Origin of the sequence: Pseudoalteromonas sp. T1lg65, assembly GCF_051930985.1 — a bacterium.
In the GTDB taxonomy this organism is placed as follows: domain Bacteria; phylum Pseudomonadota; class Gammaproteobacteria; order Enterobacterales; family Alteromonadaceae; genus Pseudoalteromonas.
Map to the genome: position 1 here is coordinate 3473879 of NZ_CP196837.1, position 23752 is coordinate 3497630.

At 42.4% G+C, this 23752-nt stretch carries 19 protein-coding genes, 1 tRNA gene and 1 pseudogene; 12 read left to right on the forward strand and 9 right to left on the reverse strand.

Translation table 11 applies throughout. From position 1 onward, the window contains the following. Window positions 1-126: 126 nt before the first annotated feature. The 9 genes and pseudogenes from cutA to ACSLBF_RS15530 all read left to right on the forward strand — a co-directional run bounded on the left by cutA (window position 127) and on the right by ACSLBF_RS15530 (window position 6649). On the forward strand, window positions 127-447 hold the full coding sequence (cutA, locus tag ACSLBF_RS15490; RefSeq protein ID WP_440054257.1) for a divalent-cation tolerance protein CutA: 321 nt from the start codon (window positions 127-129) through the stop codon (window positions 445-447). Beyond that, window positions 447-2216 (forward strand): protein-disulfide reductase DsbD, encoded by a 1770-nt coding sequence (locus tag ACSLBF_RS15495; protein ID WP_440054258.1) that lies wholly within the window; start codon window positions 447-449, stop codon window positions 2214-2216. Before cutA ends, ACSLBF_RS15495 begins: the two co-directional genes overlap by 1 nt. A 202-nt stretch (window positions 2217-2418) precedes the next feature. Then, on the forward strand, window positions 2419-2865 hold the full coding sequence (gene aroQ, locus ACSLBF_RS15500; RefSeq protein ID WP_440054259.1) for a type II 3-dehydroquinate dehydratase: 447 nt from the start codon (window positions 2419-2421) through the stop codon (window positions 2863-2865). 35 nt (window positions 2866-2900) lie between these two features. Beyond that, on the forward strand, window positions 2901-3356 hold the full coding sequence (accB, locus tag ACSLBF_RS15505; protein ID WP_440054260.1) for an acetyl-CoA carboxylase biotin carboxyl carrier protein: 456 nt from the start codon (window positions 2901-2903) through the stop codon (window positions 3354-3356). A gap of 20 nt (window positions 3357-3376) precedes the next feature. Next, window positions 3377-4723 (forward strand): acetyl-CoA carboxylase biotin carboxylase subunit, encoded by a 1347-nt coding sequence (accC, locus tag ACSLBF_RS15510; RefSeq protein WP_440054261.1) that lies wholly within the window; start codon window positions 3377-3379, stop codon window positions 4721-4723. A gap of 369 nt (window positions 4724-5092) precedes the next feature. Then, window positions 5093-5169 (forward strand) — tRNA-Ile (locus ACSLBF_RS15515). 379 nt (window positions 5170-5548) lie between these two features. Next, on the forward strand, window positions 5549-5722 hold the full coding sequence (locus tag ACSLBF_RS15520; protein ID WP_440056250.1) for an AlbA family DNA-binding domain-containing protein: 174 nt from the start codon (window positions 5549-5551) through the stop codon (window positions 5720-5722). A gap of 26 nt (window positions 5723-5748) precedes the next feature. Continuing rightward, window positions 5749-6153, forward strand: a pseudogene (locus ACSLBF_RS15525) (transposase); the annotation flags it as partial. Window positions 6154-6397: 244 nt separating this feature from the next. Beyond that, window positions 6398-6649, forward strand: a complete 252-nt coding sequence (locus tag ACSLBF_RS15530) for a hypothetical protein (protein ID WP_440054262.1) — start codon at window positions 6398-6400, stop codon at window positions 6647-6649. Window positions 6650-7553: 904 nt separating this feature from the next. Here ACSLBF_RS15530 and ACSLBF_RS15535 read toward each other — a convergent pair. Then, the gene (locus ACSLBF_RS15535; RefSeq protein WP_440054263.1) at window positions 7554-11042 is read right to left on the reverse strand and encodes a M1 family aminopeptidase; all 3489 of its coding nucleotides are present in this window, start codon (window positions 11040-11042) and stop codon (window positions 7554-7556) included. Further along, window positions 11039-11938: an ABC transporter ATP-binding protein gene (locus tag ACSLBF_RS15540; protein ID WP_440054264.1), complete on the reverse strand. Its 900-nt coding sequence runs from the start codon at window positions 11936-11938 to the stop codon at window positions 11039-11041. Before ACSLBF_RS15540 ends, ACSLBF_RS15535 begins: the two co-directional genes overlap by 4 nt. 232 nt (window positions 11939-12170) lie before the next feature. Between ACSLBF_RS15540 and ACSLBF_RS15545 the strand changes: the two genes are divergently transcribed. The 3 genes from ACSLBF_RS15545 (at window position 12171) to ACSLBF_RS15555 (ending at window position 15528) form a co-directional block, all read left to right on the forward strand. Beyond that, window positions 12171-13679, forward strand: coding sequence for a sensor histidine kinase (locus ACSLBF_RS15545; RefSeq protein WP_440054265.1), 1509 nt, complete (start codon window positions 12171-12173; stop codon window positions 13677-13679). Beyond that, window positions 13672-14385 (forward strand): LytR/AlgR family response regulator transcription factor, encoded by a 714-nt coding sequence (locus ACSLBF_RS15550; RefSeq protein ID WP_440054266.1) that lies wholly within the window; start codon window positions 13672-13674, stop codon window positions 14383-14385. Before ACSLBF_RS15545 ends, ACSLBF_RS15550 begins: the two co-directional genes overlap by 8 nt. 96 nt (window positions 14386-14481) lie before the next feature. After that, a complete protein-coding gene (locus tag ACSLBF_RS15555) occupies window positions 14482-15528 on the forward strand; it encodes a hypothetical protein (RefSeq protein WP_440054267.1) in 1047 nt (348 codons plus the stop codon). Between the two features lie 698 nt (window positions 15529-16226). Here the strand turns inward: ACSLBF_RS15555 and ACSLBF_RS15560 are convergent. From ACSLBF_RS15560 to ACSLBF_RS15590, 7 genes are all read right to left on the reverse strand, one after another. Beyond that, window positions 16227-17288, reverse strand: a complete 1062-nt coding sequence (locus ACSLBF_RS15560; RefSeq protein WP_440054268.1) for a DUF6765 family protein — start codon at window positions 17286-17288, stop codon at window positions 16227-16229. Window positions 17289-17348: 60 nt separating this feature from the next. Beyond that, window positions 17349-18449 carry an SPFH domain-containing protein gene (locus ACSLBF_RS15565; protein ID WP_440054269.1) on the reverse strand — a complete coding sequence of 367 codons (1101 nt, stop codon included), beginning with the start codon at window positions 18447-18449 and terminating at the stop codon, window positions 17349-17351. Continuing rightward, window positions 18446-20107, reverse strand: a complete 1662-nt coding sequence (locus ACSLBF_RS15570) for a cyclic peptide export ABC transporter (protein WP_440054270.1) — start codon at window positions 20105-20107, stop codon at window positions 18446-18448. The genes ACSLBF_RS15565 and ACSLBF_RS15570 overlap by 4 nt, the downstream gene beginning before the upstream one ends. A 77-nt stretch (window positions 20108-20184) precedes the next feature. Continuing rightward, entirely contained in the window at window positions 20185-20361 is a 177-nt protein-coding gene (locus tag ACSLBF_RS15575; RefSeq protein ID WP_440054271.1) for a hypothetical protein, read from the reverse strand. Between the two features lie 78 nt (window positions 20362-20439). Further along, entirely contained in the window at window positions 20440-20991 is a 552-nt protein-coding gene (locus ACSLBF_RS15580) for a YcjF family protein (protein ID WP_440054272.1), read from the reverse strand. A gap of 233 nt (window positions 20992-21224) precedes the next feature. Next, on the reverse strand, window positions 21225-22613 hold the full coding sequence (locus ACSLBF_RS15585; RefSeq protein WP_440054273.1) for a serine hydrolase domain-containing protein: 1389 nt from the start codon (window positions 22611-22613) through the stop codon (window positions 21225-21227). 145 nt (window positions 22614-22758) lie between these two features. Further along, window positions 22759-23727 carry a TauD/TfdA family dioxygenase gene (locus ACSLBF_RS15590; RefSeq protein WP_440054274.1) on the reverse strand — a complete coding sequence of 323 codons (969 nt, stop codon included), beginning with the start codon at window positions 23725-23727 and terminating at the stop codon, window positions 22759-22761. Window positions 23728-23752: the final 25 nt, after the last annotated feature.

Below are 23752 nucleotides of genomic sequence, written 5' to 3' on the forward strand. Positions count from 1 at the left end.
AGTCTCCATAATATTGAAAGATAAGTATGGGTCGGCAGGTCTTAATTCAAGCTGATTATCTCATGTACTTTCGAATGTATTCGCTATCAGATAGTATTTGATTCACTAACTTCTGTTGGAAACATCATGGAAAACACTTACAAACTGGTTTTATCCACTTGTGATTCTATTGAAGAAGCAAGACATCTCGCACGTGAATTAGTAGAACAAAAGCTCGCGGCATGTGTAAACCTAATCCCTAATATAGAGTCATTTTACTCATGGCAAGGACAGGTAGAACAGAGCAACGAGACAAAACTGCTAATAAAAACCCACATCGACAAATTACAAAACACGATTGATGTACTGTGTGAGTTGCACAGCTATGAGGTACCAGAGGTTCAGGTACTTGATATAACCGGCGGCAACCCCGACTACTTTAAATGGATGGATGAGGTATTACGTTAATGCGCTTTTTGGTGTTTTTTTTCTCACTGTTTGTTGTTTTTGGCACGCAGGCAAATAACTCGGTACTCGACGATTTACTCGCTCCGGCACAACAGCAAACTTTCTTACCTGTTAACGAGGCTTTTAAACTCGATTTTGATCAACAAGGCTCCACCTTATTTGTGGGTTGGGACATCGCGCCGGGTTACTACTTATATAAGAAGAATCTGCAGATTATTGCAAAACAAGCCGACATTGAAGTGCCAGAGCTTGAACAAGGCAAGATGATTGAAGACGAGTTCTTTGGTCGGACCGAAGTGTACTTTAACAATTTATCTATCATTTCTAAGCTGTCTAATATCCAACAGGGCGCCTATGTTAAAGTTCGCTATCAAGGCTGCGCTGAGGCAGGCTTATGTTATCCACCTGAAATCGTCGAGATCCCACTTAGTGTCATCGCCAGCAAAGCGATGAGCAACAATGATGATAGTGACGACATTGACGTCGAAAGCGATGAACAAGTCGATAACGAAGACTTATCTTTTACCGAGCAACTATTACAACGCAGTTTACTGGCCAATATTTTAACTTTTTTTGGTCTAGGAATCGGTCTAGCTTTCACGCCGTGTGTGTTTCCTATGTTTCCTATTTTGTCGAGCTTAATTGCCGGACAACAAGGCCTATCAACCAGAAAAGCATTTAGTCTTTCGTTTGTTTACGTACAAGGGATGGCTGTCACCTACGCCTTACTCGGATTAGTTGTTGCCTATTTTGGTGGCCAAGTACAAGGCTACTTACAACATCCAACCGTTTTGATCAGCTTTAGCTTACTGTTCGTGATATTAGCTGCATCTATGTTTGGCTGGTACGAAATCAAGCTTCCTAGCGGCATGATGGATAAGTTGACGCAAATGAGCAACAAGCAGCAAGGTGGTAATTATCTAGGTGTATTTAGTATGGGCGTGTTGTCGGGTCTTATCGCCTCTCCGTGTACTACCGCTCCTTTGTCTGGCGCACTGTTGTTTGTAGCGCAAACAGGTGACTTTGTGATTGGCGGAGTAACCCTCTACGCACTTAGCCTTGGAATGGGATTACCGCTGCTATTGCTCGGCACCTCGGGGGGTAAACTCCTACCTAAAGCTGGCGGTTGGATGGAACAAGTCAAAACACTATTTGGCTTTGTGATGCTGTTTGTGCCACTTATTTTGCTAGAGCGCATTTTACCTTTCGAAGTGATCTTATTGCTTGCTGGATTACTCAGCATGGCAACCGCGGTGTATTTACACTTTTGGCAGACCACGTTAAATGCAGGGAAAGCTAAGTCGATTATGTGGGCATTTGCCATGCTGTTCTTTATTGGTGGATTTACACTAACAAAGAACTACCTATTCCCAAGTGAATCAGCAACGACTCAACAACGCGTTTCTACACCAACAGGTCAATTTGTTAAATTAGCGGACTTAGCTGCGTTAAATGACTTTTTGGAAAAGACCGATAAACCTGTTGTCGTCGATTTGTATGCTGACTGGTGTGTAGCCTGCAAAGAGTTCGAAAACTATACATTTCCAGACCCAAAAGTGCAGGATGAATTTAAAAACTTTAACCTGATAAAACTCGATCTTACGGAAAGTAACGAGAAAACGATGGAAATTATGCAAAACTTCGACGTTTTCGGTTTACCTACCATGTTGATCTTCAATTCTGATGGAAAAGAGCTCAAAAAGCTGCGGATCACAGGCTTCATGGGGGCTGGCGAGTTTGCCGAGCACCTCAGAAAGGTTAAAAAATAGCCTAAAAATACCATTTTGGGGTAATGTGAGTTACCCCTCACCCTCTCATTAGACCAGTATTTTGCTGCTATTTACCTCGAAATATCTATAATACTCCTCGAAATACAGAATTATTTGCTATTTACTTCAATTCAGCTTAAGTTATGTACCTGTGTATAAAAAATAACTAGTTGATTGTTGAGTTAAAGGAAATTCACGTATTATGCCTGCAAAATTACACATTTTTGTCATTAATGGACCTAATTTAAATATGTTAGGTCGCCGTGAGCCAGAGAAGTACGGCACACAGACTCTTGCAGAGCTTGTGGAGTCCTTAACCAACTATGCAAATAGTCAGCAGGTTGTATTAACTCACCTACAAAGTAATAGTGAAGCTGAGTTAATTGAGGCAATACACAACCAATTTGATGCTTGTGATGCAATTATCATCAATCCTGCGGCATTTACTCATACCAGTATTGCCCTACGAGATGCGTTACTTTGTATCAAAGTTCCTTTTTATGAAGTGCATATGAGCAATGTGTATGCACGAGAGCCTTTTCGCCATAAATCCTATTTTTCTGATATGGCTGAAGGGGTAATTAGCGGTTTAGGCGCGTTGGGCTATAGAGCAGCAATTGATGCAGCAATAGCCAAACTGCGAAAATAGATAACTCAAATTTAAATTTACAGGCGGGTCAAAAAATGGATATTCGCAAGATTAAAAAACTTATTGAATTAGTAGAAGAATCAGGTATTGCAGAGCTAGAGATCACGGAAGGCGAAGAGTCAGTCCGTATCAATCGCCATAGTAATGCTCCGGTATATGCTCAACCACAGCATTTTGCAGCTCCTGCACCAGTTGCGCCAGCGGCAGCTCCTGCTGCACCAGTGGCTGAAGAAGCGGCGGCCCCTGCTGCACCTACAGGTCATCAAGTAAAATCGCCTATGGTTGGTACTTTCTACGCAGCTTCTTCTCCAACTGCGTCTAACTATGTTGAAGTTGGCTCAAAAGTTAACGTAGGTGACACACTTTGTATCGTTGAAGCGATGAAGATGATGAACCAAATCGAAGCAGATAAAGCCGGTGTAGTAAAAGCAATCTTGGTTGAAAACGGTGAGCCAGTAGAGTTCGACCAACCGCTATTTATCATCGAATAATTTCGCAGAAGGTCAACATTATGTTAGATAAAGTAGTCATCGCAAACCGAGGTGAAATTGCACTTCGCGTATTGCGTGCCTGCAAAGAACTAGGGATTAAAACGGTTGCTGTGCACTCCACCGCTGACCGTGATCTCAAACATGTTCTTCTTGCAGACGAAACAATTTGTATCGGTAAGCCGGCTGCGAGCGAAAGTTATTTAGATATCCCTCGTATCATTGCAGCTGCTGAAGTGACTGACGCTGTGGCAATTCACCCTGGATACGGCTTTTTGTCAGAAAACGCTGACTTTGCCGACCAAGTTGAGCAAAGTGGCTTTATTTTCATTGGCCCAAGAGGTGACACGATTCGCCTAATGGGCGACAAAGTCTCAGCCATCGAAGCGATGAGAAAAGCGGGCGTACCTTGTGTTCCTGGTTCAGACGGACCATTAACAGAAGATAACGAGCGTAATGTTCAAATCGCTAAACGCATTGGTTACCCAGTAATCATCAAAGCCGCAGGCGGCGGTGGTGGTCGTGGTATGCGCGTTGTTCGTAGTGAAAAAGAGCTAGTAGACTCAATTGCGTTAACGCAACAAGAAGCGAAACAGTTCTTTGGTAATGGCATGGTTTACATGGAAAAATTCCTAGAAAACCCTCGTCACATCGAAGTTCAAGTTCTAGCTGACGGCCAAGGTAATGCGATTCACTTGGGTGAGCGCGACTGCTCAATGCAGCGTCGTCACCAAAAAGTAGTGGAAGAAGCACCTGCACCGGGTATTACTGCAGAAATGCGTAAGTACATTGGTGATCGTTGTACTCGTGCATGTATCGAAATCGGCTATCGTGGCGCAGGTACATTCGAGTTCTTGTATGAAAACGGTGAGTTCTATTTCATTGAAATGAATACCCGTATTCAGGTAGAGCATCCGGTAACAGAAATGGTGACTGGTGTAGACTTGATTAAAGAGCAACTTAAGATTGCAGCTGGTCAACCGCTCTCAATCACCCAAAACGACGTTGTTATTCGTGGTCATGCCATTGAATGCCGTATTAATGCCGAAGATCCTGAGAGCTTTATCCCGTCACCGGGTCGAATCACGCGTTTCCACCCTGCTGGCGGCTTAGGTATTCGTTGGGACAGTCATATTTATGCAGACTACACAGTACCTCCGCATTATGACTCAATGATTGGTAAATTGATCACTTATGGTGAAAACCGTGATGTTGCTATAGCACGTGCAAAAAATGCACTTAACGAGCTAGTGATTGACGGTATCAAAACCAACACCCCATTACACAAGAAGATTTTGTCTGACGAAAACTTCCAAAATGGCGGTACCAACATTCATTACCTAGAGAAAAAACTAGGCATGCACAAATAAGAACAAATTCGTTCTCCAAAAAGAAACTGGCACTCGCCAGTTTCTTTTTATCTATACCTTAGGATTTAAACATCCCCCACCCCGTTCCCAAATAACCAACACTCCGCATTGCACTTTTATTAACCAATCAGACAATGAATGCCAGTTTTTTATAGATTTAGTAGTGACATTGCAGGTAAAAATTTTTATACTGCCTGCGCTTTCAGGGGTTTACACTTCTACTAGGTAAATTCTTAGAAACACAAATGGCCCTATAGCTCAGTTGGGCGAGTCAAGAACGAAGCAACGCTTCGCAGCTTGATGAGGTGGAGGCAGGAAGCCGACAGGATACCTCTTCAGGATGAATTTATGAGCACTAAAATCACAAATGGCCCTATAGCTCAGTTGGTTAGAGCGCACGACTCATAATCGTTAGGTCCCTGGTTCGAGTCCAGGTGGGGCCACCATTTCTTCTACTTTTCCATGTTATTAACTACTAACCGACTCTCTTCGGTGCTACCTCTGTGCTACTTTAGTATCCCCTTTAAGTTTTGAGTGAAACAAGGTTCAATGTTCCTAACATTAAATATCGAGCCTACATGACAAATGGTCAATAACGAGTCTAGTCCGAGCTAATTATACCAATCCGCTTAAGCATCTGATCAATTTGAGAGATAAAACCTGCTGCTAACTGCGTTAAAAACTTCTCATTTAGAACAACTAAATAGCAAAATTTTTGTCTTGCCTATACGGATATAGGTACCTAAGCGTTAGCAGGACGCGAGAGCGGTGTTATCAACTAGCTTTTTTCGACTCAAAATTGATCGACTAATTTAGAAGATTGGTATTACAGAACTTCGCGAAGGTAATGAGCTAGAGTGTAAAAAGTCCAAGAAGGACTTACCTAAAGATTTCTGGGAGACATACAGTGCGTTTGCAAACACAAATGGCGGAACTGTTTTATTAGGTGTTGAGGAGTTAGGTGACGGTACTTTCCAAGCTGTAGGGGTTACAATGTAACTCATTGGGTGTCTAGCAAAGTCTGCTGCCCAGCAGGTAAAGAAATGTGGCGAAGTGGTACTCAGGTAAAAAGTCATCATCACGAATACACGCGATTCTGCGGTTACTTAAAAGACTGTAAAATCTGCCCCCTGCAACAGCAATGTATGCGAAAACCACCGATAAAAACAGGGCGACAAGTGCAGTTTAAGAATGATGAATCACGCAACATAATCAGTTTCATCGATAAAATGAAAGTGAAAATAGACAGCCCAATGGGACGACGACAATACAGCAAGCGACTTGGATGTATCGAACCTGTGTTCGGCAACATCACGGTGAATAAAGGGATGAATAAGCTTACATTACGCGGTCAAGTAAAAGTCAATGCGCAATGGCAGCTATACTGCCTTGTTCACAATATCGAAAAGTTACGAGAAAGGGTGTCGTAAGCCAATAACAACCTGACCTAACAGCTCCGAAACGCCTCTTAAACCACAACAAACCAGCTTAAACCAAACGCCCTAAAATAATTACTCACACCCAACTAAACGATTGAATCAAAATAGGAACTCAGTTATCGTTTGTGGATTACAAAAACAAATTTGAAACGAGTTATTCTACAGGCTCGTTGTGCTGAGAGTGTATTTGATAACATTTTATCTGCTTTAACTTTGATGGAAAAAGGAGGATTACATGAAGGGATTTGTAGGTGCCATTCTATTAATAATTGGAGTTATTAATATCATATCGGGAAGCTCTGGATTATTGATTTGGCTTGCTGTGATTGCTGGGGTGGTAATGTTAGCTAGTTCGCTTTCTGGCCCTCACCAAAAGCACAGGTCCAGAGTCACGTCACGTAGTGCAGGTATATACTCCAGCACTAACTCCTATGATTCAGATTGCTCTGGGAGTAGTGGAGACTGTGGGGGAGGCGGTGGTGATTAGTGCACATAACAAGGCAAATTAAAAAGTGCGGACAAAAAACAGCTGGCTTTGTTCGTACCTCACAAATTTTAGCCAACTAATTTTTGCCGTTTATTTGCGGCGTTGGTAAATTGAACATCGAGTTTGGTTCTAATTAAAATGGATATTTATGAAGTGTAAAAAGTGTAAATCTGGAATTATTTCTCCAATAGTTAAAACAACACACGTTAATAATACTACAATCGCGTCTTCATCTTGTCCCGTGTGTGGTGAAAATTTAGATGGTTCAAAAAGACATTGGGTTGTCTTGATTATTTTACTTGTTGGTATTGGCGTAGCATCAAAGTATTTTTCTTAAATTTGAGTATTGTTTACACATAACAAGCCATTGCAGTGCGGGGCTTTTAACAGTTGGCTTTTTCTCACTGCATTCGTTATGTCCACTTCCCTTAACATGAGACATGTTTAATTAGAGTTTTCTGTAATATTACAAACAGGAGTGCAGATCTGTTGCATGGGTTAGGGGTGATTTAAACAATTGGATTAGGGAAAAATGCAGCAATAGCATGGTACGATTGAGTAGTAACTTTTCAGAATTATCGCTCGAAAATAATACTTATTAAACTGTTACCAATAAATGTGACCTCTCAGCCAAGCGCTGGTAACGAAACTCGTAAGCTAATGGTCTGAGCCAACTTCAAAGCTGCACAAACCGAGCGATTACAAACTTGCCAATGGAGCCTCATAATCGTTAGGTCTCTGCTTCGACTCCAGAAGAGGCCACCATTACTATTCAAAACAACACTGCTTCCTATCTTAATTTGCTTCAGGCCTAAAACGCCGAAATCTAATACTCACTCTCAAATTTGTTGATTGGCTAAAGCGCCCTAGCCTCCATACACAGTTAGGGCATGTAATATGTTCGCTAGTTAACGTAAACACGATTATTGTCTCTATTGCTATCGAGTAAGAGCAGATCAGGGTCTAAGACCAGCAGATCAGGCTTCTTTGTGAGTTGCCAATAGGCACAAGGGTGCGTTGCGCTCGGCATAATCACTTTTTGGGCAATTAATTTTTCGTGTTCGTTATACACCGCAACGGGTACGCTCATGTTCTCTGCACCATCGACACAAAACCGTAGCTGTTCACCTGCACTTGACTGATTGCGCTCTAGCGTTGTTACTGAAACGTCGGCTACATCCACCTTGGAAAACCAATCATCAATCAGATGATGTTGCTCGTCATCGCTTGCGGCTTTTAAGTAGGTGATTAAATCCAGTGTAGTCGCAGGTTTATTCGGATAACGGTGGTGTTTAAACAAATCAGCTAGAGCGCGATTAATTGCACTTTCTCCTAACTGCTGACGCAACGCATACATTGCCGCAGCTCCTTTTGAATAAACAAGATGATTGTCATCTGCGCGATAGAGTGGCAATTCTTTACTGTTAGCAAATGCTCGACCAGCAAAGTACCGCTGCTGTTCAAACTCAATTAACTGTTTAACGTATTTTTCACCATATTTCTGCGCTAATAACACCATTTCTGTGTACTTTGCTAGGGTTTCAACGAGTACGGCTTCACCTTCGGTTGGTGCTCCATTCAGTCCATGTCCCCACCACTGGTGTGCGACTTCATGCACGGTTCTGCGATATAGGTGATCAAATCCGTGCTCATTGTCCAAATCCACATGAAAGCCAACATCTTCGCCAATGAATATGCTCTGTGGTAATGCGTAACCTGTTGCAGGGAAGAAATCAGCAACGCTGAATAGGTTAAGCTGGTTGAAGCCCAACTTACCAAAATGCTGATTACCATATTGCAGGGCGTCCTTAATTGCCTGCATGTGTAACGCTGTATATTGCTGTTTAGCCTCGGGTGCAAAGATGTCAATTTTTATACCGTCGTGAACGCCACTGTGTTTTTCTAGCGGGCTCGACACAATATATCCAAGGTTACGAACTGGTCCGCCTGTTTGGTAATGGAACACACTTGTACCCTCAACGGTATGATGCTCAACCAACTTGCCTGGCGCGACGGCAACATGGTCACTGCCTGTCACAATTGTAGTGTCTAATTGTGCCCAGTCATAGAGTGATGACATATCGCCTTGATAGTGTTCTAGATCTTCTTCTAAAGTACGACGCTCAAGGGCAGGTAGCGCATAGTCGTCGCGAACGCTTTGATGTTGCAACTCATAATGTTTGATATACCCAAACCAAGGTAGATAGCGCAAAAAGCGCAGGTAAGTGAAATCCTTACTTAAGTAGTTGTCTGCTGGTAACGGCAAGTATCCGTTTTGCTGATATTCAGCCGCAAAACTAAAACGCGTGCTTTCATTTGGCATTACCGCCTTGGATAGTTTGTATAACCGTGTGTGCAATTGCGCATCGTGCTCGATAAGTTCACCGCTTGCTACCTCGATCTGGCTGTAATTAAACGGTGCAGGGGTTGTTACGAGTAACTGTGAAATTGGTGAATTGGTGCGATTTTCCAGCACATATTCCCCTTTTACGGCAATGCGCTTGCTATTCAAATCCAGTTCAAACCAGGTTTTGACTTGTTTGGGTTTTAACGTTGGTAACGCTTTATAAGAGGCAAATTTTTGCTCATAGCTTGCTTTGAAAGCATGCCTCGCTGTACTGGATTGATAATTCCCTTCAATGCTGGTTTGATAAAAAATATTCACTACGCTGATAAGCGTGACTATTCCACCCGAAACCAGCAAGTTCTTTTCTTTCTGCTGCCAAGGAAAAGCGCGATTAAAGGAATGTACCCGCTCCTCACCACGATTGAAATAGTGTAGTGCGATAGCTCCTAGCACCATAATGATACTCAGTTTAAACAGCATAAAACCTGTAAAACCATCTAACTGAGCGCCAAAACCTGTGATCTCTGAATAACTAAATTCAGGAAGTTGGCCAAGTGTCCAAAATGGATGCTCAAGTCCCATAGAGGCCATCACACTCGTTTGGGTGGCAATAAACAATACTAAGCTAGCACCCAACGCAACATACTTATTCGCCAGCAATGAATTCAATATAAGATAAAGCGCTGCCTGCCACATTAACGGCAGTGCAATTAATGGATAAAGCGCGATATACACCCAACCATTGATCTCTCCGCCGTTGAGCAATTGCATTAAAACCGCCACAAATACGGCCAAAGTCACAAAAAATATCGGAACAAAAAGCAAGGCAATTAAGCGCCCAAATAACAATTTGCTATTGGCAATGCGTGTTGAGTCCACCAAAGGCTTGATGTTACTTTCACTGTCTCTCCAACATACCTCTGCGGCAAGGATCAATAAGAATAAACCACCGAACCTTGGTAACACATCGCTAATAAACCGATTAACCGTAATCATAGTTGACGCTACAGCGGAAGTTCCGAGTGATTCCAAATACTGATAACCAGAATAAATTTCCGTTGCGACTGCCACACTTAACATCAAACACATCAACATAAACGTTTTAGTTTTAACGCTGAGTTGCCATTGCATTTTGGCGATTGTCAGGGTTTGTGAAAAGGGCAAATAGGAATGACTTAAAGAACGACGAGATACTTTCCCTTTTCTTGATTGAAACCAAGAGTGAGCATTTTGCGAGTCTAGGTGAGGGTCACGCGATTGACCACGTACAACGAAATACGTTAAACACAACGCGGCTCCCAAGGTTAATACTCGGTTTAAAAGTAATGTTGACTCCATCCAAGGCAATTGAAGGTTTTTTTGCTCAGGACTCCACCCTTTAGCTTGTTCAAAATAAGCACTTAAACCAAACGGATCTAACCATGAGTACAGAGTCAATAATGAAGCGGATGGAGGCGTTGCCCTTGCCATCAAAGGCGAGCCATTAATAACCAAGAAAAACTGATAAGCAAAAAACAACAAACACGCTACTACATATAAATACGCAACGCGCCTCGTCGTTATCCCTACCGAGAAAAAGATGGCAGCAATCAACACCACTGCGGGGAGTGCCAATACAAGTAAACTTATTGCAATTGTGGTTGAAGCCAGCCACACCGACGCTGGATTTTGATTTAATAGCCCTAAACCCAAACCAAAGGCAAAGCTGATGTATACCGAAAAGCACACAGCAATAAGTGCTATAAACCTTGCCCATAGCAACATCTGCAAACTACGACATCCGGCATAAACCAGCTCTACCGTGCGATTTTCAGAGTCTCGCACGGTGGCATTGGCAGAAAATACCGCCACTACAATGGGTAATATAAGCAGTTGAATTGCGAATGTTTTAATCAGAAAGTAAACACCAGAAATCTGAATATCCATATCGGGAGTTTGTTTGTTGATCACAAACGCACCAAATATGAACGACAGCAATAAGGCACAAAACCAACTCCAGTGATTTGCTTGTACTTTGAGCTCAGATAACAACAATTTTCCTATCATGACTCACCTCCACCGTGCTTGTTTAAGTACAGCGCGCTGAAATAGGCATCTTCAAGATCCGGATCGACTAGAGTGAAGCCTTCTCCCGGACAAGTGTCGCTATAAACATGGATGGTCAGCTGTCCTGCGAATAAACGTTGGCTAATCACTTGGTAGTGTGCAAGCTCATAATTCAGTTGCTCTTTACTTGCTGTAATTTGCCAAATTTTCCCCTTCACCTGTTCGATAAGCTGCTTTGGCGAGCCTTGTTGGATGATTTGGCCATGAGCTAAAATCGCCATGTTGGGGCAAAGGTTTGCGATATCTTCAACGATATGTGTCGATAAAAGCACAACCTTTTCAGTGCTAATGTCCACTAAAAGATTATGAAAACGGTTACGCTCTTCAGGGTCTAGTCCTGCCGTCGGTTCGTCCACAATTAAGATTTTTGGCTCTCCGAGCAGGGCCTGTGCAATTCCAAAACGTTGTTTCATTCCTCCTGAAAATTGACTCACGGCTCGGTGTTGATGTTCGGCCAAATTGACTTGTTCTAGCAATGTGTTGATCTGTGTTTTTCGCTGCGAGCTTGAGCTAATACCCTTCAACTTAGCCATATAATCCAACAAGTCATAGGCAGAAACACCAGGGTAAACACCATATTCTTGCGGCAAGTAACCCAAATGCTGACGCATGTAATCGGGATGACGGATAACATCGTGCCCAGCAAACTCTATGCTGCCAGAATCCGGCTTCTGCAATGTCGCAATGGTTCGCATCAAGCTGGATTTACCCGCCCCGTTTGGTCCTAATAAACCAAACATGCCTGCATTAGCTGTAAACGTCACACCGTTTAAAGCCTGTTTATTTGGGCCTTTTTTATTGTGATAAGTCTTACTAAGATCCGCGATTGATAACATGGGAATACCACCGTATTAATTACTGTTATCTTAGTTTTCAGTATATTAGGTTTGACTTCCATGCTTGAATGACCAACTATAGGAACGCGATGATGAACAACACAAATAACAACTTATAAGTAAAATGTGTCGTTTATCATCGAAATAATGTCGTTTAACATTTATGTGCTGACTTCACTGCTAAGTCACGGCAGATTGGTACGTAATTTTTTAGAAAAACAGGGTTGTTCGAATGGGTCGTGTCACCGACAACAAGCTGACTGCACTTTTATCGTTTGTCAGCCCTTATGTTGCCTTTGTTTTACTCTACACTTGGCTAACCTTCGATGCGCTTACTTGGCGTAACACGCTACCTTCATTAACTGGCGCGACATTTCTGCTTGGTCCTATCCTCATTTGTAAGTTCCAAAGCATGACTAAAACGCAAATGAGCACGACTAAGTTATTATGGTGGCTTGTTGGGTTTGTTGGTTTGCCGTTAGTCCATCTCACATTGCAGTATAACGCTCGAGAATATGCCGCGATTTTTCAACAAAACGCCACGTTTTTTATCAGTTTATTTGCTGTTGAATTGGGCTTACTTGCAAAACGATTTATCGTGCCGGTGACATTTTCAACGCTCAAGCAATTTTTGACGCTTGATCGTATCTTACTTGCAATCGTGGTGTTTTTTAGTGTGCTTTGGGCCTTGGTTTTTAATTCTATTGACGACCCAATGCAAAATCAGCCCATTCATATCCTCATTGATCTAAAAAGAAATTTTCTGAGATTCGATGCGTTTTTCATTTACTTTGTCCAGTTTTTAATTATTTACGGCTGTGGCTATGGTATTTATTGGCTCAATCACCATGTGTTTATCGACAAGGTTATGGCGCGTCATGGCTTTTTCTACTACTTGGTGAGTGCTGCCATATTCTTGCTGCTGTGCTCCCCCGTACTGAGTCAGTTGCTTTTGCTGCTGCCTATCAATCAAAACGTTGAATTCACGCTATTACCAAGTGGTAACCAAGACCCTTTTGATACGTGGAATTTACGCATCGCTTTTCTAATTATGGCTTTCAGTCTCCCCATTATTTTAGTGTTTAAGTGGCAACAGCAATCTGCCGAACTTGCTGAATTAACTCAAAAAAGTACACAAGCAGAGCTGAAATGGTTACAACAACAAATCAACCCCCATTTTTTATTTAATACCCTCAATAACTTATATTCTTTGGTGCTGACGAAATCTCCGCAAGCACCTGATGCGGTATTACAACTTGCCAACCTACTGCGATTTGTGGTGTATAAAGGCGGTCAAAATAGAGTGAGTGTCCAAGAAGAGCTTGGATATTTAAAAGACTATCTAGCACTTCAGCAACTCAGAGTTAGTCACAAAGCCACGATTGAAGTAGACATAGATCCGAACTTAGCAAGCCAATCTCAGCTTTCAATTGCCCCACTACTTATCGTGGTGTTGCTTGAGAATGCATTTAAACACGGTATTGATGTAAGTAATCAAAGTTGCTGGCTAAGGTTTTCAATGCATTTAATAGACAACGAGTTAGCTATCATCTGCGAAAACTCAGTCCCTGAATCAACATCACACATCTCCAACAAAGATGAGCAACAAGGTGGAGTTGGACTTGAAAACTTGCGCCGCAGATTAGCGTTAGCCTATACCGATAAACATACCTTGAAAACTCAACAAAGTGACTACAAATTTAGCGCTTCGCTTGCAATAAAACTGGATGCAAATGAATAAACTCCATGTTCTTATCATCGATGATGAGCCGCTAGCACATAATATTGTGCTAGCCTACAGCGATAACGTTCCCTTTATTGAGGTCGTTGGGCAATGCTATTGCGCAACTGACGCGCTCAGCTTTTTGCAAACCCAGCAGGTCGATTTACTCTTTCTCGACATCAACATGCCGATGCTGAGTGGGTTAGACCTTTTAAAAGTGCTAAAAACTAAACCGCAGGTGATCATTACCAGCGCATATCAAGAATATGCGTTGGAAAGTTTTGAGTTGAGTGTTGATGATTATTTATTGAAACCGTTTTCTTTTGAGCGCTTTTTGCAAGCCTGCAACAAGGTAGCTGCCCAATACGAGTTACGGCAAAAGGCCAATCAAGTCGAAGAAGTCACGGCACAAACCCAAGACACTATTTTTATTACTGTAGATAAAAAGCAAGTACTGATTAACTTAGGCGATGTTAGCTGCTTTGAGGCCTATGGCAATTACGTTAAGGTCTGGCGTGAGGGTAAAAGCGTGCTCACGCCTCGCACGCTATCTAGCTTTGAAGAACAACTTCCACACAGCCAATTTGTTCGTATTCACAAATCCGCCATCATCAATTTGTCCCATATCGACTTTATCAAAGGCCAAAAAGTCATGCTGCTCGACGGGAATGAGATGAGCATTGGTCGAGCGTATAAAGATCAGCTGCACAATCGCTTGTATTAGTGGCTAATACCCCAATGAGGGCAGTAAGAAATATTACTTAAATTCTGACTAGTGATTTAATCTTATAAAGACAAAGAATAAAAAAGGTATAGCTAAATGGAAATGGATATACGTAAGTTAGAAATAAATAGCTTGCCAGTGACTGAAAAAATACTTATCGCGCACCTACAACGTATGTTCCCTACTGGTTATTTATTTGGATTTTCAGCTGAAGAAAATACAAATATTTTAGCTCAATCTCGCTTCAGTCATTTGAATACAATTTCTAACGTAGCTCTATTACGTGCAGGCAGTGGTGGGAGGATGGATGGAGCAGGTGTTGGTGATCAAGATTTTATTTTGCTTACCAGCAAAGAAAGACCCGAAGGTTCACATACAGTCCATCACCATATTAACGCAGAAGAAATAAATGATTTAATCGCTAAAATAGAGAACGTTGACGATTTTGGCATGCAAAAAAACACACACTGTACCGTAGAACATAAACGTGTATGCGCTGGGCAAGAGTCACTACTCTACCATCCATCTAACAATAAGCCTTTCCCCGATAGAATACTGGAATCCGTTTTTATCGCGGGCAATCAAGCACTGTTTGAATGTGCGAAAAAAAACGTTTTACATGCTATTCATGGCAACAAAAAGCTACTAAAACGTATCAAAGAGGAGCTTCGTACATACAGAAGAACCACACACTCAGGTGAAACTCTATTTAGAGGTAAAACCACCCCTCAGTTTATTGAAGCTCTGAACCTAATAATGTACGACCCTGAACTCAAAATTCACGGTTTAAAGTATGGACCGCTAAGGTATTTTCAACTTGCCTTGGCCGTAGAGTTTTACTCTGCGTTAGCTAACCAAAAAGTCTCTCCTGAATTTTTCTACGATTTACCTTCTGCGTTTGAAGATAGAGTGCGCTACATCTTTCGAAAAGAAATTTGTAACCCTGAGTACCAATACAATCTAATAAATTTAACCCTTGTCTACATCAAGGCTGCGAGTATTCAAGCTACGCTAAAATTAAACTTTCACAATAGTGAACACGATCGTTCTGAGCCAAATTATGTACATGTAACAAAAAATACAATACCGACACTAAGAGCAGCCGTTGATAAATTTCCACACGGAAAAATATTGGCACTGTAAACACCGAGAACAAAACGATTTATATAAACCATTGCTCATCATCGGCAATAAATGGCGGCGATTAATCAAAAATGGTAATGTTGTACTTAAAATCAAGCTGTTAGCATTTACTCGTTAGTTATGCTTCAGCTGGAAAATCTACTCTGTGCTCTGTCGGCTGGGGAGTGATTGTGATTATGCGCACTCCTTCAGGAGCTTGAAAGCGGTGCCACATACCTTGAGGAATGACTAAGAGTTGAACTACTGAAAGCCGGTTTCGCTGTTCCTGACCATTGTCTAGTAAAACTAATATCGTTTGACCCTTAACACCTGTATCAGCTCATCTCCATGTGGATGACGCTCCCACTTACTGTAACCGTCATAGTGGCTAATATAAACGCTGCCATTTTAATATTCTGACAACATCGAAAAAGCGCCTTGTGACTCTTCATCGGTTGTTTCCAGTGTTCGTCCACTGAGACACGTTGTTTTTGATAGCTCTCTTCAATGGTAATCACTTTCGATTTAGGCATATGCTCTCCGTCCTTGAATAGGTAGCCTCAGCAATGAATGATTGCGCGTCATTGTTATTTTTTATTGATAACAAATTCCTGCATGACTCTCTAGAACAAAAATTACCTGTAAAAAAACTATGTGACAGAGAACTTAGCTCGGGGGCGTTATACAGCCTATTTTATAGGCTGTATAACAAAGCGGAGTTAACTTACGCAAATTCCATATTTCGGCAAAATATCATCAATAATAGTCAGGCGGTGTTTCTTTGCAGCATCATGAAACAGCTTCCAATCTGACGTCAAAAAGGCAGGGGAATACGGATAAACTTTTTCATCTCCTTTGGCACGAGTGGTGCCGAGCGCTTGGTGCTTCCAAGATCCTTCGCCTTTTGCAATGTAAGTAAGCTGATATGCGCCTAAGTCAAACCTATCCTCTGCGATTGCATTAAGCCATAACTGATGACGTTGCTCGCCATCATCCATATCAAATTCAACAAAGCACTTACTTATCTCGGTTTTGACATACTGACTCAGTCCTGTGGTTGGCACCCCAAGATACTGCTGATAGACCTTGCAAAGTTCATCCGCTGCAAGCAAAAAATCATTTATGTTGTTGCGCTCAACCACTTCGCCTAGTCCATTGATATAGCGCCAATGTTGATGCGGTTTATCTGGGTGAGATAACGCTTGGCCATGACCTAAACTGGGTATGTCATCTTGAGCGACACCACTGAAGAACTCTGTAATACGTTCAAGCCAGCCTTCCTCAGCTTCACCGTTAAGATCTTCAATGTCTGTTACTTCATTTATTTTGTGATTAATTCCAGCAAAACCTTGGTGTCCCCAAGTATCAATAAATACGTGAGACGTGATCCCTAAACGGTGCAGCGCATAAGGCCGATGTTTATCAGCGATACATTCATTAACCATATCTTGCGCCACATACGAGCCGGGTTTACATACCAATTTTTGGATAAAGCTGCCATCTGGGTTTTCGCCCGCGGGCAGTCCACCATTGCCCGGTAAAAAGTGAAACGGCACCCACACTTTCATATTTTTAAGACTATCGAGGTTTTTGTAGTCCAACATTTTGTGTGCCGTTGCAACCCGTTCGTATGCCGCTCCATTATCAAACTCAATATGGCCATAATTGGTCGCATCATCCACGTATTGCGCGGCATGTGCGATGGTTTTCGCTTGCTCAGCGCTAAATCCTGCGGCTCTAGCTACGACCCAAGTCATGCCATGGTGTAAGTCTATTTGCACTGTTATTTCCTTACTTTTATCTGTCCAACTCTTGCGTCAAATATCCTTTTTCCGCTTAAGTTATTTGTCTAAGTCACCTTTAGGGTGTGCCTGATCAGCAATTTCTAGCTTTCTCTGTTGATGAGGCTGCTTATCCATTTCACTCAACTGATTAGTAATTGGTTCTGCCAAGCTATTTTCTGTGTTAAGGATAAGTGGTAACCCATCCTTACCACTCCCAATCACTACAATTTTGCTGTTGTTCGATTTTGCCAGCTCAAGTGTTGCCTCAATGCCGCGCCATCTTAAGTAAGTTTCAGATATGCCACCACTGACTTCTTTTTGAAAGTTGGCAATACCTTTGGCTTCTCTTAGCTTCCGCTCGGCTTCTTTATCCGCGACTTCAAGACGCATATCATACTCTTGATTTAGGTACTTTTGATTCACTTTCGAAATAATCGCGTTGTGTACTTTATCAGGCACATCGACTCGGCGGATCAGCATATCATCAAGATTCACCAAACGGTGTGAACCAACTTCTTTGTGCATGTCGCCAAGTATTGTTTGTTCTTGAATTTCCAATTCAGCCAAGACTTCATCAAGTAGTTCTTTTTGAACTTTCAAGCGTTGCTTGCCGTACACATCCTCGGCCGTAAAATTGGAAACGAGTGAACGCACCGCAGCGCCCACTTCAGGCAAAATCATTTCATTTAAGTAGTCAGGCCCAACGAGTTGATGAAGGTACGGAATATATTTGATAGAGGGACGGTAACGTACAGTTACATCTAGCGTTATCCGCAACCCTTCAGAGGTAATGGCATACACTTTTGTCGATGCAGTTTGAAAGCGACTAGAGTAAATCGTTAGCTTATCCCACGGATAAACCAACACCGTGCCTTCGGTAAAATGGGTTTCTAAATGCGTCCCCCCCCCTAACCGTTTCCATAATACCCCAACTTGACCAGAGTCCAAGCGGACAAAAATGACCTTGATTAGTGCCACAAAAATGAACAAAAACACCAATAAGCTGATCCCAGCTTTAAAACGCCAAGAGCGAATACGCCTATGCCAGCGTGGTTTAAAACGCTTCAATAAGCGCATTGTCAGGTTTGATAAAATCAGCGCTAGAACAGAGCCAATAATAATGATCAGTGCTAACTCAGAAGAAATGACTATGTTCATGACGAGACTCCATCTTGTTCAACTTCGTGATGTTCCATTAACTGCCCTTCCACCATTTTCAGATGCACATCTGCTAAATGGAAGTAAGCGTCATCATGGGTAATGGCAATCACCGTATTGCCTCTGGCTTTTAGCCTTGGTAACACTTGCTCATAAAACTTGCGGCGAAAAATCGGGTCTTGATCGGCCGCCCATTCGTCAAAGATATAAATAGGCCGGTTTTCTAGAATCGTACTCAATAGTGCCAAACGCTTACGTTGTCCTGATGACAGATCAACGGTACTAAATTCGCCATTTTGTACACTGACTTTATTATTCATTTCTAAAAACTCTAGCCATTCATCAACCTCACTTTGTGCCACGTTGCGAATGCCATAGAGCTGTTTAAACAAATGAAAATCTGCAAATACTGCGGTAAACAAGCTACGGTAAGTAAAACGGCGGCTATCCGTTACCGACTGACCGTCCAAGACTATTTGTCCGGCCTGTAACTCATACAATCCAGTCAACATGCGAATAAAGGTCGTTTTACCACTGCCATTGCCTCCAGTGATAAAGGTGATTTGCCCTTGTTTTAATGTTAAATCGACCGGTCCAACTGAGAACGGGCGGTCTCCAGCTTTAGATTTATGCTGATAAAACGCGCCTTGCAGTTGTACTTCTTTAAAGCTGTTCAATTGACTTTGAACCGGCGCGCTAACAGGCGCTTCTTGCGCTTGAATCTGCTGTAAATCTTTTTCAAGTTGCAACACGTTTTGCGCCGCTTCCGTTGCGGTTGTATAAATAGGAATCCCTCCGACAATACTGGTAATTGGACCGATTAAAAACAGCGAAGCGGTGGTCACTTTTATTACCACATCGGAGTAAACATCGGAGAGCATGGGGACGATAAATACCATCGCACCTGTTGCAACAAAAAAGGTTATTTGTGACAGGACAAAATCTGTAGCGAATAGCGTTTGCGTGGTGGTTTTTGCTCGTTTAGCGCGGCTTGAATCACGCTTAAATTGCCCTTCTAAATCGTCCGCTCTTGGGTCACTTAACTTCACTTCTTTAAAGCCATCAAGCAAGTCCGATAGGCGCTGGATCAGCTGATTTTCACTTTCGAACGAAACGCGCATATTACGCTGGATTTCGTCTGCTCTCAGCCGGTGAATACTGGCACCAGCGAGAATTAACACGGAAATAAGCAGAAACGCGATAAACGAATGCCATGCGATATACAAAGAAGTAAAAAAGACCAAGCTTATCGCTTGCCCAATGATCACAAATAATTGCGCCGACTGTGAAATGGTTTGTAGCTCTTTACTAATGGTGTTGAAAATTCTCTCTTTGCCGATTCTTTCAAGGGTCGAAAGCTCGGTGTTACGAACACATTCAAATAAGTCGACGCGCAGCTTATCAATGGCTTTTTCTACCATTCTTGCTGCTTTATTCATCAGTCTTTGCTGCGTTAGTCCATAAATAGTAATCGTCAGTGTAAACAACACCAAGTAATACAAGATGTTGTTTTCTTTGTGAATATCAGAGATATTCGCTGCCACGTTATTGATCAGCGCCAAGATCAACGCGTTTGCCAGACCTGAGGTACATCCTAATAGAACGAAGGTCCGTTTCTTTATCGTTATATTTCGGCGGATTAAATCATACAATACCATTGTTATTATCTTTTATTTGCTGTTGTTACTTCGCCCAGTCCCCAAAGGGGGTGATCCGCGTTATTTACTAATAAAAACTATTCTTCCTCGTGAAACGACTGTGACTTTTTCGGTGCCGCCACCAACAAAATAATCAAGCCGATAATCGGTGTAAAAACCAACGAAATTAGAAAGAAACCCACAGGTCCCGCAAAAGTATTTCTACCCCAATAACCGCATAAAATACAAAGTACCACATAAAGTGCTATTAACATTTTTTGCTCCTTAACGTCGTTGAATAAATAAACCAACATCGCAGAAGCTCTGCTGGTTTATTTAATTTCGCTGCAAGCTTACGCTGATGCGCTACTTGCTTGTGCTGCATTGCCTTTTTTCGCGCGATACTTTGCCGCTAGTTCAGAGATGTCACCTTTCATGCTAGCTAAATCCAGGTTGATCAATGTTCCACCGTTTTCAAAGTGTCGAATGAAGGTCGAGCCTATCGCATGAGTTGATGCAGCAGAAACTACTGGCATAAACGCAATTGCGCTAAGCGTGCCAAGAATTGGCACTGACTTTAAGAAGCTGCTCAGACCTGCTCCCCCTAGGGTTTGCGGGAATGAACCGCCGATCAAAGCACTAACGGTGCCACGCAGTTTGTTTTCACCATATGACTGACCATACACTTTCGCGATTTCGCCAATCATTTTCATTTGAATGCCTGTCAACGCCACCAAATCAACCGCAGGTACTGGAATGAAACCAGAGCCAAACGACCATTTGGTATATTTGTCGACAACCATCTGCGCAACAGCAGCTTGATCTTGTGCGTCTACAACCGTTGCTTCCGGTTGACTCACATTATCAGTTGCCTTCTCGTCCTTCGCTGTTTTTGTCGTTGTCATACTTAATCCTCTATGAGTTAGATTTAAACAGTTGTTGAACACACCAAACCAAAGCTTAAGCTTGTGTTACTCATTATGCTTAAGCGATGGCTTGCCCTTTTTTACATTCCTCACACCAGTGGGGAAGTAATTCGTTACAACGAACGGCCTAACAGTGCTAATTGACAACAGACACCAACAAACTACATGCACCCAACTACAGGCTATTCCTTTACTATATTTGTCTCACTCCGCTATGAGTTATCCAAGTCTTGCTGACAACTCGTGGTTCTATGCGGGTCGTTATAGAAAATGATGTTGCGTATCTCCTGCGAGATACAATCTGACTCAATTCCTTCTTTAACGTAGTTACTAAACACCATGACGCTTTGATCGCGTTCTAGTAAACGCGTGAAGCTGGTTACCCATGAATAGGGGTAGCTTCCTGAATATTGTAAAAACTTTTCATATTTCAATAGATTGGCTTGGCTTGGGTCTTGTGGACAATCAGCGACCTTGCCATAAACATTAGGATCCACATAAGTGACAAACCAACCATAGCCATAATATTCACACTCCGAACTGCTACCCGTATTTGAGTAAGGCGCAAATGCCGCTTGTCTTTGCAGTTCATCTAAGATCTCGTTGGTGTAAAGCGCTTGATCCCATTTGTGCATATCCACGACCGTTGAGTACATTTCACCAGCAGAATAAAGAACCAGCGGGTTGCTATATGGATTTTCTAGAATGTCTTTGTAGACACCGGGACCACCAACTGCAGGAGGTCGACCATTAGCCAGTTGCAAATATTGGTTATTTTTATAGATATAACCCGTGGTCATATTCGGATAAACGCCGATAGGACTGAAGCCACCGCTTTCTGTCATGTTGATTTTGTCTAGGATCTGCTCTTTTACGATATTGCGGAACCAAAACTCAGGCTTAATTTCACTTTTACCGATTTTATTTATTTCGTCCGTGTCACCACTATTCTCAACTGCGAGTTGCTCAATGATGTTACCGATTAAGAAGTAATTACAGTTACTGTATTCATACTGCGTTCCAGGGGTAAATGTGGGTTGACCACCTTGCGCCTCACATGCACAAAAACGCTTACTAAAATCTATAACCCCTGTTCCGGAGTCATATAAGTAAGGGCGCCAGCCATAGTTGTCATAGACTTCCGAGTTATCGCTATAGTTATTGATACCTGAAGACATCGCTAGCAAGTTATGTAGCGAGACATCCGCACATTGGTTTTTAGGAAACCACGGCAAATAGTCACCAATGGTTTCTTGTTTTAAGTCTTTTCCCTCTAGCATATTCATCAAAATCGCCGCAGCGAATGCTTTGGTGTTTGAGCCAATGCGGTACTTGGATTCAATGGTATTGTCCACTTCGTACTGCATGTTTTGCGGACCACAATTATTTTGATAAACCACTTGGTCGCCCGAGGTAATGTAGACCGTGCCAAAAAACACATTTTTGTCACAGTACTCTCTGACTGAGGCATCAATCTGCGTGATTTGTGACGTTGTGATTTGAATGTCTTTAGCAACACTTTCATTCAAGCACGAGGTTTGCAATAGACTAACAGCAAGCAAAGCCAACACTCGCAGTGGTGATGAGGGAAAGCTATTCATGGTTATTTCCTTACGTTCCTTTGAGTTAACCTACTTTTGGCTATAAACCGGATGTAGATCATGTCATTTGCCAACTACTTAACTACTAACAGTTCATTAATTCATCTTAATCAGCGGGATCACACGTGGCGTTCACCAACGTCCGTTATTCACTGACTATTTTTGCCATGCCAACAAGCACTTTACGCGTTCCCGTATACGCCTGACGTCCATGGGTATATAGCATGTTATCGAGCAACAAAATGTCGTTACGCTGCCACTCAAATGAGAATGTCACCGCCTTATAGACATCATTAATTTGCGTGATTTCTGCAGCGCTGATCTCGCTGCCATCACCGAAATAGGCATTTCTTGGCAATCGCTCTTTACCGATGCTGTCTCGCATTTGTTGAGGGAGCTGCGCATCCATTGCTGAGCAATGAAACAAATGTGCTTGGTTAAACCATACTTTTTCACCAGTGTCTGGATGTACCGCAACTGCGGGACGGTATTGCTTAGTTTGCAAGCGATCGTCATCCAACCACTGGTATTCAATATGATTTTTGACGCAATATTGCTCTACCTGCTGTTTATCCTCGGTTTGAAACACTTCTTGCCAAGGTAAATCAATGTCACCGTAGTTACGTACATACAACACACCAAGACGCTCAAATTTATCTCTCAGCGGAGTAGGTATTCGCTGATACACTTCGCGACTATCAGCCAAAGGTGTCGCGCCACCCGTTTTGGCGGGGACCAAGCAGAAGAAGCCCATTCTCATCGGCCAGCTATTGGAATACGCATTTTCGTTGTGCTGCAAAATCACTTGATCGGCATGATATTCCGTAGTGGTGTAAATATTGTTTTTTAGCGCTGTGCGCGGCGAAGAGCGGTACACATACTGGCTCAGTGGCTCATGAAAAATCGTTTCCAGAATAGTGCCAAACTGGTTACTACTGACGATGTTTAAACCACGAATTAACGCCAACCCTTGTCTGTCTACCCAGCTATTGATTTCGTCCACATGTGATTTTACCCATGCCAATCCGCTTTGCTTTTGCGCAGAAAGGTCATGGACCCAGAGGTCTTGGCTTGTACCTGCCGATTCCATTTCTAGTGATAATGCTTGATCCATTGTTTCCCATCCTTAAAAGTCATGA